The organism is Pseudomonas sp. A (assembly GCF_056270345.1).
This window is the reverse complement of the sequence record NZ_CM149873.1, coordinates 3,317,941-3,334,763: the sequence shown is the minus strand read 5'-3', so window position 1 is coordinate 3,334,763 and position 16,823 is coordinate 3,317,941. Positions and strand designations below refer to the sequence as shown.

At 59.4% G+C, this 16,823-nt stretch carries 14 protein-coding genes and 1 pseudogene; 6 read left to right on the top strand and 9 right to left on the bottom strand.

Annotation, left to right across the window (positions count from 1 at the left end; genetic code table 11):
- Positions 1-49: 49 nt before the first annotated feature.
- Both AC0MAZ_RS14840 and katB read right to left on the bottom strand, forming a co-directional pair.
- Complete coding sequence (locus AC0MAZ_RS14840) at positions 50-358, bottom strand: hypothetical protein (RefSeq protein ID WP_232855363.1); 309 nt, start codon at positions 356-358, stop codon at positions 50-52.
- 199 nt (positions 359-557) lie between these two features.
- A complete protein-coding gene (gene katB / locus AC0MAZ_RS14835; protein WP_186735862.1) occupies positions 558-2,099 on the bottom strand; it encodes a catalase KatB in 1,542 nt (513 codons plus the stop codon).
- Between the two features lie 157 nt (positions 2,100-2,256).
- Here katB and AC0MAZ_RS14830 point away from each other — a divergent pair.
- Positions 2,257-2,669, top strand: a pseudogene (locus tag AC0MAZ_RS14830) (thiamine pyrophosphate-dependent enzyme); the annotation flags it as partial.
- A gap of 301 nt (positions 2,670-2,970) precedes the next feature.
- On the opposite strand, the gene AC0MAZ_RS14825 reads toward AC0MAZ_RS14830, so the two are convergent.
- The 6 genes from AC0MAZ_RS14825 to AC0MAZ_RS14800 form a co-directional block, all read right to left on the bottom strand.
- The gene (locus AC0MAZ_RS14825; RefSeq protein ID WP_475858330.1) at positions 2,971-4,056 is read right to left on the bottom strand and encodes a hypothetical protein; all 1,086 of its coding nucleotides are present in this window, start codon (positions 4,054-4,056) and stop codon (positions 2,971-2,973) included.
- Between the two features lie 99 nt (positions 4,057-4,155).
- Positions 4,156-5,442: a hypothetical protein gene (locus AC0MAZ_RS14820; RefSeq protein WP_475858329.1), complete on the bottom strand. Its 1,287-nt coding sequence runs from the start codon at positions 5,440-5,442 to the stop codon at positions 4,156-4,158.
- A gap of 39 nt (positions 5,443-5,481) precedes the next feature.
- Complete coding sequence (locus AC0MAZ_RS14815; protein ID WP_475858328.1) at positions 5,482-7,728, bottom strand: hypothetical protein; 2,247 nt, start codon at positions 7,726-7,728, stop codon at positions 5,482-5,484.
- A 403-nt stretch (positions 7,729-8,131) separates the two neighbouring features.
- Positions 8,132-8,722, bottom strand: coding sequence for a hypothetical protein (locus AC0MAZ_RS14810; RefSeq protein ID WP_475858327.1), 591 nt, complete (start codon positions 8,720-8,722; stop codon positions 8,132-8,134).
- A 129-nt stretch (positions 8,723-8,851) separates the two neighbouring features.
- On the bottom strand, positions 8,852-9,265 hold the full coding sequence (gene arfB, locus AC0MAZ_RS14805) for an alternative ribosome rescue aminoacyl-tRNA hydrolase ArfB (protein WP_203646975.1): 414 nt from the start codon (positions 9,263-9,265) through the stop codon (positions 8,852-8,854).
- 56 nt (positions 9,266-9,321) lie between these two features.
- The gene (locus AC0MAZ_RS14800) at positions 9,322-10,548 is read right to left on the bottom strand and encodes an NADH:flavin oxidoreductase/NADH oxidase family protein (protein ID WP_475858325.1); all 1,227 of its coding nucleotides are present in this window, start codon (positions 10,546-10,548) and stop codon (positions 9,322-9,324) included.
- A gap of 206 nt (positions 10,549-10,754) precedes the next feature.
- Here AC0MAZ_RS14800 and AC0MAZ_RS14795 point away from each other — a divergent pair, with 206 nt between their 5' ends.
- Entirely contained in the window at positions 10,755-11,708 is a 954-nt protein-coding gene (locus AC0MAZ_RS14795) for an acetoacetate decarboxylase (ADC) (protein ID WP_203652663.1), read from the top strand.
- Between the two features lie 118 nt (positions 11,709-11,826).
- Here AC0MAZ_RS14795 and AC0MAZ_RS14790 read toward each other — a convergent pair whose 3' ends face one another.
- Positions 11,827-12,267, bottom strand: a complete 441-nt coding sequence (locus AC0MAZ_RS14790) for a MerR family transcriptional regulator (RefSeq protein WP_203646976.1) — start codon at positions 12,265-12,267, stop codon at positions 11,827-11,829.
- Between the two features lie 116 nt (positions 12,268-12,383).
- Here AC0MAZ_RS14790 and AC0MAZ_RS14785 point away from each other — a divergent pair, with 116 nt between their 5' ends.
- From AC0MAZ_RS14785 to AC0MAZ_RS14770, 4 genes are all read left to right on the top strand, one after another.
- Complete coding sequence (locus AC0MAZ_RS14785; RefSeq protein ID WP_203646978.1) at positions 12,384-13,214, top strand: alpha/beta fold hydrolase; 831 nt, start codon at positions 12,384-12,386, stop codon at positions 13,212-13,214.
- Positions 13,215-13,590: 376 nt separating this feature from the next.
- Positions 13,591-14,748 carry a cationic peptide resistance protein CprA gene (gene cprA / locus AC0MAZ_RS14780; protein WP_232855369.1) on the top strand — a complete coding sequence of 386 codons (1,158 nt, stop codon included), beginning with the start codon at positions 13,591-13,593 and terminating at the stop codon, positions 14,746-14,748.
- Between the two features lie 375 nt (positions 14,749-15,123).
- Complete coding sequence (locus AC0MAZ_RS14775) at positions 15,124-16,422, top strand: NAD(P)/FAD-dependent oxidoreductase (RefSeq protein WP_234562305.1); 1,299 nt, start codon at positions 15,124-15,126, stop codon at positions 16,420-16,422.
- Between the two features lie 30 nt (positions 16,423-16,452).
- Complete coding sequence (locus tag AC0MAZ_RS14770; protein WP_050705511.1) at positions 16,453-16,818, top strand: cupin domain-containing protein; 366 nt, start codon at positions 16,453-16,455, stop codon at positions 16,816-16,818.
- The last annotated feature ends 5 nt before the right edge of the window (positions 16,819-16,823 follow it).

The following is a 16,823-nucleotide window of genomic DNA, read 5'->3' as shown; positions in this document are numbered from 1 at the left end:
ACGCTTTCCCTCTACCCGGCTGCACCTTGTATCGCTGAGACATTGGCAACTAACGCTTCAAGACCTTACTGATATCCACCAGCTTCTTCCCATTGCTTTTGGCGAGCTCGTACATTTCGGTCACCAGCCTATTAACCTCTTCAATCAGTTCGATCCGTTCGCTCTTTGAAGTGCTTTTTTTGATGGAATTCAGGCGATTGGTGATAATGCGCTTTCTGCCCAGCAGGCTGTAGTCATTCACGCTACCGTAAATCTCCAAGTAGTCATAGCTCGGAAATTTTTCGGCAATTTCAGAAATATTTACTCCACTCTCCAAAAGTTGATTCATTTCCTTGAGATCATGGGCGGCAATTGTCATTTGGTTCACGTTTCCTTACAAGAATGAAGTCTGCGCTCGCTGAGCCAGACAGACTATTGTCAACAACTGCAGAAAGGTGACACTCTTTAGCCATCATTACAACCTCGGGCGCGATATTGGGGGAGAAACGGATTTATCCATGACGCGCCCGGCTTCGCGGGTGCTCGCGGATAAACCCGCTCCTGCAGATCCGCGCCGCTCAGTCCTTGAGCTTCGCCGCCAACTGCCGGACCCGCTCGAGGTCGGCCTTGGCCACCTTGGCCAGGCCGGTGCCGTAGTCCGCATCCGCCTTGTAGAAGAACGACAGCATGATGTAGCGGCTCTGCTCGTCCGCCGTCGCCAGGGCCTGGCCGAGGCTATTGATCAGGTCGGTCTGGTCCTTCTTGCCGTAGGAACGGAACAGCTCGCCCGCCTGCTTGAAGTTCTGCTCGCGCTGGATCTTCGCCTGCTGGGTGCTGCCGCTCAGCGGGGTCTGCACGTACCGCGCGTCGGCCTGCTCGTCACGCGGCTGGCGGCGGCTCGGCTGGTAGTTCACGCCGCTGTCGGTGTGCCCGGCGTTCATCGCGCCATCCTGGTTGACGGTGTTGACCTCAGCCCGCGGGCGGTTCACCGGCAGGCTCAGGCCATTGGCGCCGACCCGGTACATCTGGGTATCGGCGTAGGCGAACAGGCGCCCCTGGAGCAGGCGATCCTCGGACGGTTCGATACCTGGTACCAGGTTCGACGGCGCCATGGCCACCTGCTCGGTCTCCTGGAAGAAGTTGTCGACGTTGCGCTCGAGCACCATCTGGCCGATCTTGCGCTCCGGCACGTCGGGCCAGATCTTGGTCGCGTCCAGCGGGTCGAAGTCGAACTTGGCCAGCTCCTCAGGCTTGAGCACCTGGATGTACAGGTCCCATTTCGGCAGCTTGCCCTGGTTGATCGCGCTGACCAGGTCGTGAGTCATGTGGCTATAGTCGCGGCCCTGGACCTGGGCGACCTGTTTCGGGTCGAGGTTCTTCTGCCCTTGCAGACTCTTCCAGTGGAACTTCACGTAGTGCACCTGGCCCTTGGCGTTGACCAGCTTGTAGGCGTGCACGCTGTTGCCGTCCATCTCGCGGTAGCTGGCCGGCGTGCCTTCGTTGGAGTACAGCAGGGTCAGGGTGCGGGTGGCTTCCGGTACATGGGAGAAGAAATCGAAGCGGCGCGAATCGTCATCGAGGTTGCTGCGCGGGTCCGGCTTGAAGGCGTGGACCATGTCCGGGAACTTGATCGCGTCGCGGATGAAGAAGGTTGGGAAGTTGTTGCCGACCAGGTCCCAGTTGCCATCAGCGGTGTAGAACTTGGTGGCGAAACCGCGCGGATCACGCAGGGTTTCCGGCGAGTGGTTGCCGTGCACCACCGAGGAAAAGCGCACGAATACCGGGGTCTTCTCGCCGGGGCGGAACACCTTGGCCATGCTCAGGTCGCTGATGTCGGCACTGGCGGTGAACTGGCCATGGGCGCCAGTGCCGCGGGCGTGCACCACGCGCTCGGGGATGCGTTCACGGTCGAAGCGCTGCAGCTTCTGCAGCAGTTGCACGTCCTGCAGCAACACAGAGCCGTTGGGGCCGGCGGTCTGCGAGTTCTGGTTGTCGCCAACCGGCGCGCCGTTGTCACGGGTCAGGGTGGCGGCCTGCACGGATAGCGACAGCAGACTGGCGGCAAGGCTGCCCGCCACCAGCAGGCGACCGGGTTGGAACAGCTTGAGCAAAGGGATCATGGGGTACTCCTAAGGGTTCTTTCAGGCGTCTTGATGCGCCTCGAAAAGGGTAAGGAGCCCGTGACCGATCACTAAATTGATCCTGATGATCAGTGCAATTGGTAATTTCAATCCTGTTTTTTATTCATGAATGCTATAGGCAAGCAAAGCTGTCCTAACCGTGCTGCTCGACAACGCCCTGGCGACCATGGCCGCGCACCTGGTATATCAGGATCGCCCGGTGATCTCGGTCTGCGGCGACGGCGGCTTCATGATGGAACAATAGGAGCTGGAAACCGCAGTACTACCGTGGTGATCCTGCTTGACGACGGCTACGGCATGATCCGCTGGAAGCAGGCCAATATAGGCTTCACCGATTTCGGCCTGGACTACGGCAATCCGGACTTCGTCAGAGAAGCCGAAGTCTACGGCGTCAATGGCTGTAGCGTTGAGAGCGCCGACGCCTTGCTGCCCCTACTCGACCACTGCATCTCCAACCAAGGCGTGCACGTGATCGACTGCCCAGTCAATTACAGCGAGAATGACCACATCCTCAACAGAGAACTGCGTGAACGCGCGCTGGGCATCTAATCAGAGAGGTCACTACCGGCCATGGATTGGTAATGACCTACTCACTCGACGATAGTGCTGGGCACTAGGCATTCAAGACTCAGGCGACCCTGACGGCGCAGCTTAGATCACGTGACAAGCACATTCCCCTCTCAAGACCGCTACCGGACGCACCAATCGACCCAAGAAATTGAGGTCATGGCAAGCTCCATACAAACTGGCACCTCGAATGCCGTAATTGCCATGGGCAAAATCAAAGAGCAGGCACGCAAGCCATGCCTCTAGCAACCTTAAAAAACTTTAGACTTAGATGAGCATAGCGTCAGCCACTCAATCTATGAGTGATGTTTACATTAAGGTTTTTCTTAAGCTTGTCTTCTGTAGCCTCTATGCTATCAAGCTCCTCATATAGCCTGCCATACACAGCGAATCGTTTGTATGCCTTTGACTCTTGAGAGTAATCCATTGCTGCTTGTATTGCAGTGGAAATTGTCGCAGTAGGCTTAACAAGTGCCTTCGAGAGGTCAGAGGACGATAAATTTCGACGCAACAAGCGAGGCTTTTTGAACCCGCTCTTCACAACGATATCCCACGATTTAGCCCACTCCGCCACTACCTCACTCTTGGCTGAGACACCCTTCTGTGCTTCGACTTCACGCTTGAGCTTACCAGTGAGCTGCCTGAGCTCTTCATGGTCGCGTCGCAGGTTGATAAGATTGTCCAACAACATATCCACAGAGAACGTCTGGTCAATCAAAAGCAAGAAGAATGGAGGGACATTATCAATTATGCTCTCAAACGAGTCTCCGACCACGCTTACAATGCTTTTCAAAGCTCCCCTGAAATGCTCATCGAGCACCTGCAGCTGTTCGACATGGTAGGGGATAGGTTTAAACTCGCTTTTTGATACCTCCAATCCTTGCAAAGAAAGCGGAAGTATCAAGGAAGAATGCGTTTTTTCTGCTATCTCATTCACTAGGCTTTGCTGCCAAAATCTAAGAAAAGTCATTGGCGTGCATCCTTCACTCAAAATCTCATGATAATCAGCCTCCCCGAGCAGACCATCATGTTGAGCAAACCACTTGGCACCGTCTCTCTCGAGAATCTCAAAATTCTCGACATTTAAATTCAGGTCAAAAGTAAGGCCATCCTGAAGGTTAGTTGAGTGTAAGAGATCACTCTTTTTAATGAACTCAAAAATTTTTCCATCAGGGTCAAGATACTTCAAAACCGAATGATTCTCAAAGCCTTCCGTCAGCACAACCTTATCGTACAGCACGAATGATTCTACGAAATTTCCCGCCCTCGACACCCACTCAGATGACCAATTCAAGGGCATGTTAGGACTGCAGGCTGAGAGCCCTAGAAAAGCATCTGTCGCCCACGTTGAAATAGTTACCTTGTTCATAAACTTCAACTCTTCTTCCTGAAATCAATATCAGCCACAGCAACAATAATAATACAGCAATTGAATCCTATTTCCTGTGCAGGATAGCCGTGACCTTAATCAGAGGCCTTCTTTCCTCAAGTTTGCCGCTGTGTCCTCCCGCCGGCCATCGTGCTCATAGCCTTTGGCCAAGTCATCCAGAACAGCAGCCACATTGGGATGTGAAAAACGAACCCGCTCGGCGTGTCCTCGATACGTCTCCGCCAGGGTCCTTTCCTGCTCTCCGCCATCCCACATGGACCTGATGGTTACACCACGTTTGTTAAAGCAACCAATGCAAAACCCTTCCCTCATTTGCTCTGCGTCGAAGTCATCCAGTACCTCTCTGATTGGTTCGCACGGCCAGGCCCCATCTGCATCTGCAGGAGCATGCGCAAGTATTTCGCCTAATGTCTGATCACACATCGTTAGCCTGTCGGCGTCACGGCACAGACCGCGGGTCGATCTGACGAACTCAAGCAGAACGTCTCTATCGATGCGCCCATCATCCTGCACACCAGGCAACCGACGACATGAGTGCAGAATACTGTAGGCACGTTCCGCAGCAGCCTTAGCCAGATCGTCAACTGGTTTCCGCTCTCCATTCTCCGGAGCGAACACCATGCAAATAAATTCTTTGAAAATTTCGGGCTCAGTCATAAGGGCTTCATAAAGAAGCGCCGCCTTGCTTTCTCGACCATAACGAAACAACGGGAATAGGCCAAACTCAAGTCGCACCAGCGTCATCCGGTCTATCTCTTTGCAGGCCTCTAAACGTTCGATCATCTTCTCAAGATGCCAGCTTTCGAGCCTGATCTCCCCCTCTGCACCTTGGGTTAAGAACAGCTCAAGGGCCGCAAGCAGCAGATGCGGGTCTGCTTTTTCGATCGCATACTGACAGTAATGAAGCGCACTTAATGGTCGCTTGACTGCCAGCAACTGCTCCATAACATACCCTGGAATCTCATCTGCTCTAGGATGGACACTTACTTGCTGCCAATAGGCAGCCGAAACCTCAGGCCCGCACTCCTCCACCATCCGCCATGTAGCAGGCCTTGCCACTGCCAAAGTCAGCAACTTGGCCAACCTGTCCACTTCCCACTTATGCTGCATCCCTAAACAGATCAGTTTTTGGAGAAGCTCGTCGGCGATTGGCACTGAATACGATTCAAATATCCCAACCAGGCATCTCGCCACCGATGAAGATTTCGCAAAATCCGCACCTACCGAAAATAGCCAATCGGCAATTTCAACTGAATTTATCCATTCAACCCTGGTCAGCGTAGATCCAACAATGCCAGGCTCAGCGCATTCGCATATGAGGCGATTCACCCCTTGTATTGAATAGGCCTCGTGTATCTGATTCAATGCCGAGACCCGCAGTTTTAGTACGACCAGCCCCTTGGCTTAAATTCCATCGTACTCATCTTTTTCAGGCAAGTCCAACCAGTGGTTGTCAAACAACCATTGGTGTCGCAGCACCACGTCTTTAGCAACAAGCTGCTCATAAATACCGCTTATAGCTTGCAATTTACTTTCCAGCTCTGCGACTGGTTCATCTGAATAGTTTTTATGCCAGTAAATTATGTGCCGCAGCTCTGCACGGATAGCTTCACGGTCCCCATCGGCAGCCCCATCCAACAAAAATGGCGCTAGGAGTAAAAGCGAATTATCCAACTCATCGACAAGATGAATTTTCTTGATGACCCGCACCGTTCTGGAGGCATCCCCCGCGCTCATCGTGAACAACCTTTCTTTCGCGGCGAGGACCATCGCGGCTACCTCCTCTCCGCTAACACCACGACCAGCACCGGCATCGTCATCCCGCCACTTTGGTCTGTGGGTCAGAAACACACCATTAGGCCCACGCCCGACCAGGGCCAGCAGTAAGCTGAAGCTCGCGTCGGGTGCTTTGTTGATCAGAAAATCAAGGACCTTGATGCGCTCTTCCAAACTGGCCGCTGTCTGGGGATACGACGATCTGAACAAACTAAGCAGACTCTCACTAGGTTTGTTTCCCCAATTTCCTTTCATGGGCACATCACGGAGACGAGCAAGAATCAGTGAAACTGGGCCGAGCCGCCGCGGCGCCCAGCCGAGCATCTCTAGCGCCCAGAGCAGATCGGCGTGCCAGCAACGACCGCCCAAACCACCCGAGCTTGCTGACTCGGTAATGAGTCGAGTCACAGGCGCACCCGGCAGGCTGAGACTTTTTTGAACCGCACGGATGAATTCATCGGGTGCTGCTTCAGCCAAAGTCGGCAAGTACGAGGCTAGCGACAACCAGCGACGACCATCGGCACCATCGAGCAAACTCAAGATGAGCGACGAAACGCGCTGCTCTATGTGGAGCGACTGAAGCCCTGGTTGCTCCTCGCCGCGCACCGCCAGCTTCAAAAGCGAGTCACAAATCGACTCGAACAGCAGACTGGAATATTGATGTACTCGACCACGAACCTGAGCCAGCCAACGCTCGTCTTCCGGCAGCTCCAACTGCGGATCAGGGATACTGAGGATCTCCTGGGCAACAGCAAAAAATCTATCTAGCTGACCGCTAGTGATTCGGTCGCCACACTGAGTGAGGAGCTCCAGCGGTGATTTAGCCTTCCAGACCATACCGATATTCAGCACCGGTGCATCATCCACTCTGGCGAGTTGGCGTAAATCTGCCTCTACTTCCTCATACGTCCGATCGGCAATGCGCTCAATTATCTGTCTGTCAGCCAGGCAATCAGACTTCCAAGCCCCAAGCAGACACAGAAGAGGCAAGCTTGCCGAGTGAGGGGAATCCAACCAACCAGGGCGACGGATCGCGGGGTTGGTAGCCCGTTGACGACGCAGTACCGTCCAGGACCTCCCTGTACTGAGCGCATACCTTTTGGCATCGGACTCTTCCATCCCGGTATGAACGAGAGCCTTTTCGAAATCGTAAATACTCGGTCGTTCCAGTACCAGTTCGTCTCCGTTCGGCCTACCCGCCATATCACCAGAGGCGTAGGGAACGATCAGTCGAAGCCCTTTACGCATGATGGGGTGACTGGCTATCTCTGCGCGAGCGGCGATTGCGATACGAATCTGAGGGTTGGCTTCAACATATCGCCAGCCAGCAGGATCAACTACTACCAGTGACTGATGCCTCAACTCTCCCGAAGCCATTGTCGCCGCCACCACAAAGGCTGCAGCTTCATCCATGCTGTCAGCTCTGATCGATAGCGGACTCATCACATCGGTATCAGCCGTTGCGGACCGAAGTTTTTCATTCAGAGCATTCAGCTCCAGCGCCCGCCCCATAACCAGTGCATCAGGAGTGATCTCGGGAACGCATTGGCGAGCCCAGCCATCCCAAAAGCGCGCAAGGCTTACAACCCCCCAACCGGCAAGACCCATCTCTTCGGCAAATTGCAAGGACACTGCCGGGGTTTGCTCCAGCCATTGCTCCAAGTCATCCGCGTCATAGGCTCGAACGCCTGCCCACTCTCGTTGGCCCTTCTTTTGCGCCAACCAATCAGCTTTTTTTACCCAACGCCTCGGCGTCACAAAAACAAAAGCTGTTTTAGAACGCTCTTGCTGATCTACTTTTTCAACACGCTTCTGATAATCCGAATTGGCTTTTGCCTGGACGTCTTGATCGCAGCCGATTTCCCAGCGGGACAAGCCGAGCGGAATCCAGGCATTACCCTCTTGATGGAAAACTGTTCCATCCCACCCGGGGACGTAGGTGGAGTCGCCTGCTGGGAACGATAGGAGAGCCGTCACCGACGGCTCGTAGCAAAGCCGCCTGATCAAGCGTGGCAGCGCCGCTTGCGCCTCCTTCGCATGAGTGTTGGCCCAATCGACGATGTGAGAGGCTGTAATTCGCATGGTTTACCCCGAGGCAGGACCAGTCCCAGTACAAGTCACTGCGAGTGTACTATTTGGACGGGCACAGATGCGCAGGGGAGCAGTGGAAACGCCTGGCTAAGCAGGGCTTTGGCACCATAGAAGAATGGACCGGGGCGATGGCAGATAGACTCTAATAATTGTGCGTCACCCGCGCCAACCTAGCAAAGCGTTGGCCTCAGGGCGTATTGTTCGTGAGTAACGTCGTCGAGGAGGCTGCCGTGAAACGTACCCTGATTGGGATGGCAGAGGCTGGAGAGCCGCTGTTGCGACAAGCACTTGAGGCACTGCGCCAGTTGCATGACGCCGAGTGCACCAGATTGTTGGCGAATGGCGCGGTGCTGAACGCGCGGTAGAGGTTGCGGCACCACAGCCGCAAGTCCACCGTACCCTCGCAGGTCAACCCGCCATTCGCGTTCCAGCCGCCAGCGCTGATGCCCTTGCCCTGGGCGACGATAAAGCTGGCGAACGCCTGCGGCCACTGGTCGGCCTTCAGCGCCCCGGCAACCGCGGTGTAGTCGAACCGCTGCAACTCGCCGTCACGCTCGCGTACCAGGCAGGCGCTGATCACCTCGCCCTCGACCAGGTCGCGTCCGGCACGGATCGGGCACAGGGTGTGCCAGCCCTTTTCCAGCGTGCCCAGGCGCTCAAGCTCGAAGCCTGTCATGTCCGGCAGGTAGCCATCGGGCTGGGTGGTGATTTTAAACGGTACCGCAGAAGACGAAACGTTTTGTGGCGAGGGAGCAGAGGCGGTGTTTGCACTGGCCATTACGGTTCTCCTTGAATGTTCAGGCGAGAAAGACCGGTGCCAGACAGCAAACAGAAGCACCAAAGTTCATTCGATGCTTTATTTACTAGGGCTAGCGAAAGAGGCACAACTGACATAAATGCCAGGTCTCTAGAAATCCACCTTGCCGCGCCCCGCCTTGATCGTCCCACGCCTGGACTTCGAGTCGAGGCGGCGGGTCTTTGAACCGAGGGTCGGCTTGGTCGGCCTGCGCTTCTTCTCGACCTTGCCGGCGCCGATGATCAGCTCGGCCAGACGCTCCAGCGCGTCCAGGCGGTTCTGCTCCTGGGTGCGGTACTGCTGGGCCTTGATGATCAGCACGCCGTCAGCGGTAATGCGGCTGTCGCGCAGCGCCAGCAACCGCTCCTTGTAGAACGCGGGCAGCGACGAGGCCGGGATGTCGAAGCGCAGGTGCACGGCGCTGGAGACCTTGTTGACATTCTGCCCGCCGGCGCCCTGGGCGCGGATGTAGGTCAGTTCGATCTCGGCATCCGGCAGATGCACATTGTTGGAGATAGTCAGCATGGTGCGCCTCTTGTGATAGCGCGGCCATTATCGCATCTCCTTGACGTCCCGGGGTGTCAGGCCTGCGCCATGCGCCGCCGGTACTGCCTGGCGCGCACGGCGTCGGTCCATTGCTGGCGCAGCAAAGCCCACAATGGAGATACCCCAGGCTCGGGCGCCTTGGCCTCGCTCAGCCTGCGCAGCTGGAACTTGACCATGGCCATGTTGCCCAGCGAAGCCAGGGCCTTGTTCTTCCAGGTGATCGGGCGCAGTTCCGGCACCGCCGCCTCCCCTGCCTGCCAGGCGCGGGGCAAGGCCGGCGCGATGGCCAGGGCAGTGCCGATGCCGACCATCTCGACGCCGCTCTGCACCACCTGCTCGGCGACCGGTCGACGGCGGATGCCGCCGGTGACCATCACCGGCATCTTCGCCACCGTGCGGATGTCCCGGGCGAACTCCAGGAAGTACGCTTCACGCGCAAGCGTGCGGCCATCCCGGGCCTGGCCCTGCATCGCCGGCGCCTCGTAGCTGCCACCGGACAGTTCCACCAGGTCGACCGCCAGCTCATTGAGCAGGCACACCACCTGCCGGGCATCGTCGGCGCTGAAGCCGCCACGCTGGAAGTCCGCCGAGTTGAGCTTGACCGCCACGGCGAAGCCGGGCGACACCACCGCGCGTACCGCCTTGACGATCTCCAGCAGCAGCCGCGCGCGGTTGTCCAGGGAGCCGCCCCACTGGTCGGTGCGCTGGTTGCTCAGCGGCGAAAGGAACTGGCTGAGCAGGTAGCCATGGGCCGCATGGATCTGCACGCCGCTGAAGCCGGCCTGTTCGGCAAGCCGCGCGGAGCTGGCGAAGCGCCGGATCACCTCGTCGATCACCTCGGCAGGCATCGCCCGCGGGGTGGAGAAATGCCTGGACATGTTGCCCAGGTCCAGCGCCACGGCCGAGGGTGCCCAGGTCTGCTGCCCGAGGCTCGCCGGCATCTGCCGGCCGGGGTGGTTGATCTGCAACCAGAACTGCGCACCCTTCGAGCGGCCGATGGCGGCCCACTGGCGAAAACGCTCCAGGTGCCGGTCATCTTCCAGCACCACGCCGCCGGGGCCGGTCATGGCGCGCCGGTCGACCATGACGTTGCCGCTGATGAGCAGACCGGCGCCGCCCTGCGCCCAGGCCTGGTACAGGCGCATCAGCCGGTCCGAAGGGGCATGGTCGGCATCGGCCATGTTTTCCTCCATGGCGGCCTTGGCGATGCGATTGGGGACGACCGCGCCATTGGGCAGGGTCAGGGGGGAGAACACGTCCATCGGCAATACCTCGAAAAAGTGGCGTGCCGCAGACGTTAGCCTTGAAGTCAACTTTAAGGTCAAGCCCTGGGTTGGCGAAAATTTGATCATTGACTCTCAAGTTGGGTTGAACGTTAGGGTGATTGCGCAGCGACAGCCCTTACCCCCCCTGGAGATACCGCACCGTGAAACTCGCAAGCGCAACCGCCTTGGCCGGCGCCCTGCTGATGCCCGTCACCCACGCCGCCAATGGCCTCCCTGAACACGCCGAAACCACGCAGATCGACATCGCAGGGCTCTCGGTGCCAGTGCTCAAGGGCGGGCTGTACGACCGTTACCGTTCCAACCCGCCGCTGGCCGTGATCCAGGCCGAGGCGCCGGGCATCGACCTGAGCTGGTTCAAGGGCCTGGAGAAGACCCGGGTCGACATGGGCTTTACCTCCTACTCGCCGAACTTCTACTACAGGAACAGTCGCGTCACCGCCGTCTACACCGCCGACCTCGACCGCCTGCGCGCCCTGATGCCCGCCGAAGTGCTGGAACAAGTGCAACCGTTGCAGGTGTGGCCGGGGCGCGGGCTGGTGGCGTTTACCGCCTACACCTACGACTACTGCGACAACGACAGCTACAACGAGATCGCCCTGTCGATCATTACCAGCAAGCCCGGCAAGGCTAATCTCGGGCCTTTCTCCCTGGTCGGCCAGTCGATGGCCAAGGATTTCTGGGGTTATGTACTCAAGCTGCCGGTCAATACCGAGCTGGCGCGGGTGCGCGGCGTGGTGGGCTACAACCTGCCCAAGTGGCTGACCGCGATCGACCGCCGCGAGGATGCGCGGGCCGTGACCTACGACATCGGCGACGCGCAGAGCGGCAAGGTGGATGTGATCTTCAGGGCGAAGAAGCTCGAGGGGCTGTCCGCTGAACCAGGCCTGGTGACCAACAGTTTCACCAACCTCGACCACCAGGGCCGGCTGGCCTACGGCTACGCCACCTCGCGCCAGACCCTGCATGCCTCGAGCATGAGCGGGGATTCGGCGCAGCTGGTGCTTGGGGATGGCGAGCTGTCGCGCTATATCCGCGATCTGCAGCTGGGACGGATGGTCAAGTACGAGTATGTGCCTGAGTTCCAGAGCGCGCTGTATGCGCCCAGGCCGCTGGCGGCGCTGGGCTCGAGCGACTGAGACGGAACTGACGGTGCTCGATTCCTGTAGGAGCGGGCTTGCCCCGCGATGAGGCCGGCCATGACTATGCAGTGGCATGGCACCGGCCGAGGCCGGTGTTCGCGGGGCAAGCCCGCTCCTACAAGTCAGTAGCTTGCCGGGCCTTGTCCTGGGCAAGCTCCTCGCGCAACCGCTCCAGCACCCGCTGCGAGTTGTCCACGCAGGGCATGCCTTCAGGCTTGCTCTCGATCCCCTCGATCACCAGCAGCAACTGCGCCTTGTTGCGCGCCAGGCGCTCCTGCAGTCGCTCGATCTCCTCGACCTTGCGCCTGAGCCCGCCGAGCAGTTCGTCATGCTGCCAGCCCTTGCTCTTGGCAGGCAGCAACTGGCGGATCTCCTCCAGCGAGAACCCGGCAGCCTGGGCGTTGGTGATCATTTCCAGCACCCATACCGCGTCGGCATCGTAGTCGCGATAGCCATTGGCCTTGCGTTCGACCGAGCTGATCAGCCCGCTGGCTTCGTAGAAGCGGATACGCGACGCGGCCAGCCCGGTAAGTTTGGCCAACTCTCCTATTCTCATCCGGCACCTTTGAAATTGCATTGACCTTCAAGCGCACTTTAATCCTAGTGTTGTCCGGTGGCCAGTGAACCATCACCGGCCTGCCCGCTCCACACCCTAGAGACAGGAGAAGCGAAATGGGATACGTCACAAGCAAAGACGGTGTCGAAATCTTCTACAAGGACTGGGGACCCCGTAACGCCCAGGTGATCTTCTTCCACCACGGCTGGCCACTGAGCGCCGACGACTGGGATGCCCAGCTGTTGTTCTTCGTCGCCGAAGGCTATCGCGTGGTCGCCCATGACCGCCGTGGCCACGGTCGTTCGAGCCAGGTCTGGGATGGCCACGACATGGACCACTACGCCGACGATGTGGCCGCCGTGGTCAAGCACCTGGGCGTCGAGGGTGCGGTCCATGTCGGCCACTCCACCGGCGGTGGCGAGGTGATCCACTACATGGCCCGCCATCCCGAAGACAAGGTGCCCAAGGCCGCGATCATCGCCGCGGTTCCGCCGCTGATGGTCAAGACCGACGGCAACCCCGGCGGGCTGCCCAAGTCGGTGTTCGATGATCTGCAGGCCCAGCTGAAAGCCAACCGGGCGCAGTTCTACCACGATATCCCGGCGGGGCCGTTCTACGGTTACAACCGCCCCGGGGCCAAGGCGGACCAGGGGGTGATCCTCAACTGGTGGCGCCAGGGCATGATGGGCGGCGCCCAGGCACACTACGACGGCATCGTCGCGTTCTCCCAGACCGACTTCACCGAGTCGCTGAAGAAAGTGACCGTCCCGGTGCTGGTGATGCATGGCGACGACGACCAGATCGTGCCCTACGAGAACTCGGGGCCGCTGTCGGCCAAGCTGCTGCCCAAGGGCATCCTGAAGACCTACAAGGGCTACCCCCACGGCATGCCGACCACCCACGCCGACGTGATCAACAAGGACCTGCTGGCATTCTTGCGCAGTTGAGATACCCGTCGGGGGCCGCCGCGCCCCCGACGAGTACTTGATCGAGCAACAACTTTAAAACTTTTTACATATTGGCTACGCGCACTTACAGCTGTTCAACACCCATTAAAATACTTTCACCAAAAACCTCCATATCGGCCACAACTGTTAATTGAATTAACAGGCCACGGGCCAGACAATTAAATACCCCTGCCCCTGGTAACGTCCCGCGTTACCTGGGCATGGTGGTTTCAAACCAACCCGGTACGGCTGCCTTCTCTTGACTCAAGAGTGCGTATGGCTGTGCGCCTGAAACTGCTGTTCGGCCCAACTTTCACACGACTTCTACACCCCGTCACGGGGTGTAAGCCGGGCCCGTCATTGACCGAGGAAACCTATGAACACCCCTGCCACCGTCGCGCTCGACGCTGTCCCTTCAACCCAGGAACGTATCCTGCTGACCGGCGCCACAGGTTTTCTCGGAGGCGCCGTCGCCGCCCGGATGATCGCCGAAGGCCATGCCGGCGCCCTGTGCTTCCTGGTCCGCGCCGACAACCCGGCCCAGGGCCTGCAACGCCTGCGCGACAACCTGAGCCAGCATGGCGTCGATGAGCGCCAGGGCCTGGCGCTGAGCGAGGCGCAGATCATCTGCGGCGACTTCCTCGACACCGCCTGGCTGGCCCGCGAGACCCCGCGGCTGATGCAGGTCGACAGGGTAATCAACTGCGCCGCCGTGGCGTCGTTCTCGAAGAACCCCAATATCTGGCCGGTGAACGTCGAGGGCACCTTCGCCTTTGCCCAGGTGCTGAGCCGCTCCGCGCGCCTGAAGCGCTTCCTGCACGTGGGCACCGCCATGTGCTGCGGCCCGCAGCGCGAGTCGCCAATCAGCGAGTCCTGGGAATTCCCCGAGGCCGCCCAACAGCTGGTGGACTACACCGCCTCGAAGGCTGAGATCGAGCGACGTCTGCGTGAGGAGCTGCCCGCCCTGCCCCTGGTGGTGGCGCGGCCGTCCATCGTGGTCGGCCACCGCAGCCTGGGTTGCCAGGCGTCGGGCAGCATCTTCTGGGTGTTCCGCATGGGCTTCGCCCTGGAAAGCTTCACCTGCGGCCTGGACGAACAGATCGATGTGATCCCGGTGGACTATTGCGCCGAGGCGCTGATCGGCCTGACCCTCAAGCCACGCCTGAGTCACGACCTGTACCACATCTCCGCCGGCCATCACTCGGCCTGCACCTTCGCCGAGATCGACGAAGCCTTCGCCCTGGCCAATGGCGCGCAACCAGTGGGCGAGCGCTACCGCAAGGTCGATGTCGACGACCTGAAGTCGCTGGCCAGCCGCTTCGAAGCCCGCATCGGCCCGGCCAACCCGCGCCTGGTGCTGCGCGCACTGCGCCTGTACAGCGGCTTCGCCGACCTCAACTACCTGTTCGACAACAGCCGGCTGCTGGAAGAAGGCATCGCCGTGCCGCCACGCTTCACCGACTACCTGGACGTGTGCGTCAGGTCGTCCAGCGGTGTGAGCATCGCCACGCAGATGCAGTGGGATTTCAAGTAAAAGCCATTCGCCATCCCTGTAGGAGCGGCCTCGTGCCGCGAAAGGGCCGCGCAGCGGCCCCAGCGAATTCTGCCTCTACGCTGAGATCCTGGGGCCGCTGCGCAGCCCTTTCGCGGCACAAGGCCGCTCCTACAGGGAATGCAGCCGCTGGCGGTGATTTACTTAACATGTTCATGAGGCGCATGATCACCACACCTCCTGTGGAGGTCATGCTGTCGCCGTACGCCCTCAGAGATGGACACACTTGGCAGCCTGAAGCAAAACCCTGGCAGCCCCAGGCAAGACACCTACCTGTCGTTAGGTGCTCAATGCCTGCAACCGCCAGCGCTTGTGCAAGCCCTGCTGTCCAACAATTCCAACTGTCCAGGCTGCGCCATGATCAACATCGAAACGCCCACGTACTACACCGCCACCAAGAAGTACAACCTGAGCTTCCCCACCCTGGAAAGCGACATCGACGCCGATGTCGTGGTGATCGGCGGCGGCTTCTCGGGCATCAACACCGCCCTGGAACTGGCCGAGAAAGGCATCACCAACGTCGTCGTGCTCGAAGCCCGCTACCTGGGCTTCGGCGGCACCGGCCGCAATGGCGGGCAGATCATGGCCGGCATCGGCCACGACCTGGAGAAGATCAAGGGCAGCGTCGGCGAGAAAGGCCTGCGCGAGATCTTCGAGATCAGCGAACTGGGCGCCGGCATCATCAAGGAGCGCATCGCCCGCTACCAGATCGACGCCGACTTCTGCCACGGCTACGGCTACATGGGCTTCAACGCCCGCCAGGAAAAGACCCTGCGCGCCTGGGAAAAAGACTTCAAGGCGATCAACGGCAAGGATGAGATCCGCTTCCTCGCCGGCTCGGAGGTCAAGCAGATCATCGGCTCCGACGCCTACAGCAGCGCGCTGCTGCACATGGGCGGCGGCCACGTGCATTCGCTGAACCTGCTGCTCGGCGAAGCCCAGGCCCTGGTCGGCCACGGCGCGCGGATCTTCGAGCACAGCCCGGCCCTGGAGGTGCACTACGGCGAGCGGATCACCGTGCGCACCGGACGCGGCTCGGTCAAGGCCAACAAACTGCTGTGGGCCTGTGACAGTTTCCTCAACAAGCTCGAACCCGAGCTGCATGCGCGCACCGTCAACACCTACGCCTTCCAGCTGATGACCGAACCGCTGTCGGACGAGCAGATCCTGCGCATCAGCCCGATCCGCGGTGCCTACAGCGACATCCGCCCGGTGATCGACTACTACCGCGTCACCCGCGAGAACCGTCTGCTGTTCGGCGCCGCCACCCCGTTCGTGGAACACATCCCGAAGGACCTGAAGGCCTGGAACCGCAACCTGATGCTGAAGATCTTCCCCTACCTCAAGGACGTGCGCATCGACCTGGCCTGGGGCGGACCGATGGCCACCAGCGCCAACCTGTTCCCGCAGATCGGCACCTTGAGTAACCGTCCCAACGCCTTCTACGTGCAGGGCTATTCGGGCTTCGGCGTCACCCCCAGCCACATCATCTGCAAGATCCTCGCCGAAGGCATGAGCGAAGGCTCCAGCCGCTACGAGCTGATCAGCTCGGTCAAGCATGCGCGCATCCTCGGCAAGGACCACATCCGCCCGCTGCTGCTGACCGCCGGCAAGACCGTGCATCAGCTGTCGGGCTTCTTCAACGGCCGCCGTTGATTCCTTTTGAACAAGACCAGGAGAACCACCATGACCCTCACCGCCGTCCGCCAGGGTGTGCAACTGTCCGAACTCGACGCCTGGGGCACCGTTGCCGACCTCGGCTCGACCATCCTCGAAGGCGAGGTCAAGTGCTACGGCAAGATGACCCACGGCGCCCCCACCGACCCGGTCAGCAGCGCCTACTTCGGCACCACCCAGGGCAAGTTCCGCATGGTCTACCCGTTCAGCGAGCAGGCGGTGATCGTGACCGGCGAGATCCAGCTGACCGATGAATCCACCGGTCAGGTGACTCGGTACAAGGCAGGCGATGCCTGGTTCGTGACCAAGGGCACGCCGGTGCTGTGGGAAGTGCTGAGCGAGACCTTCGTCAAGCATTACCTGGCGATCGCCTGACGAAA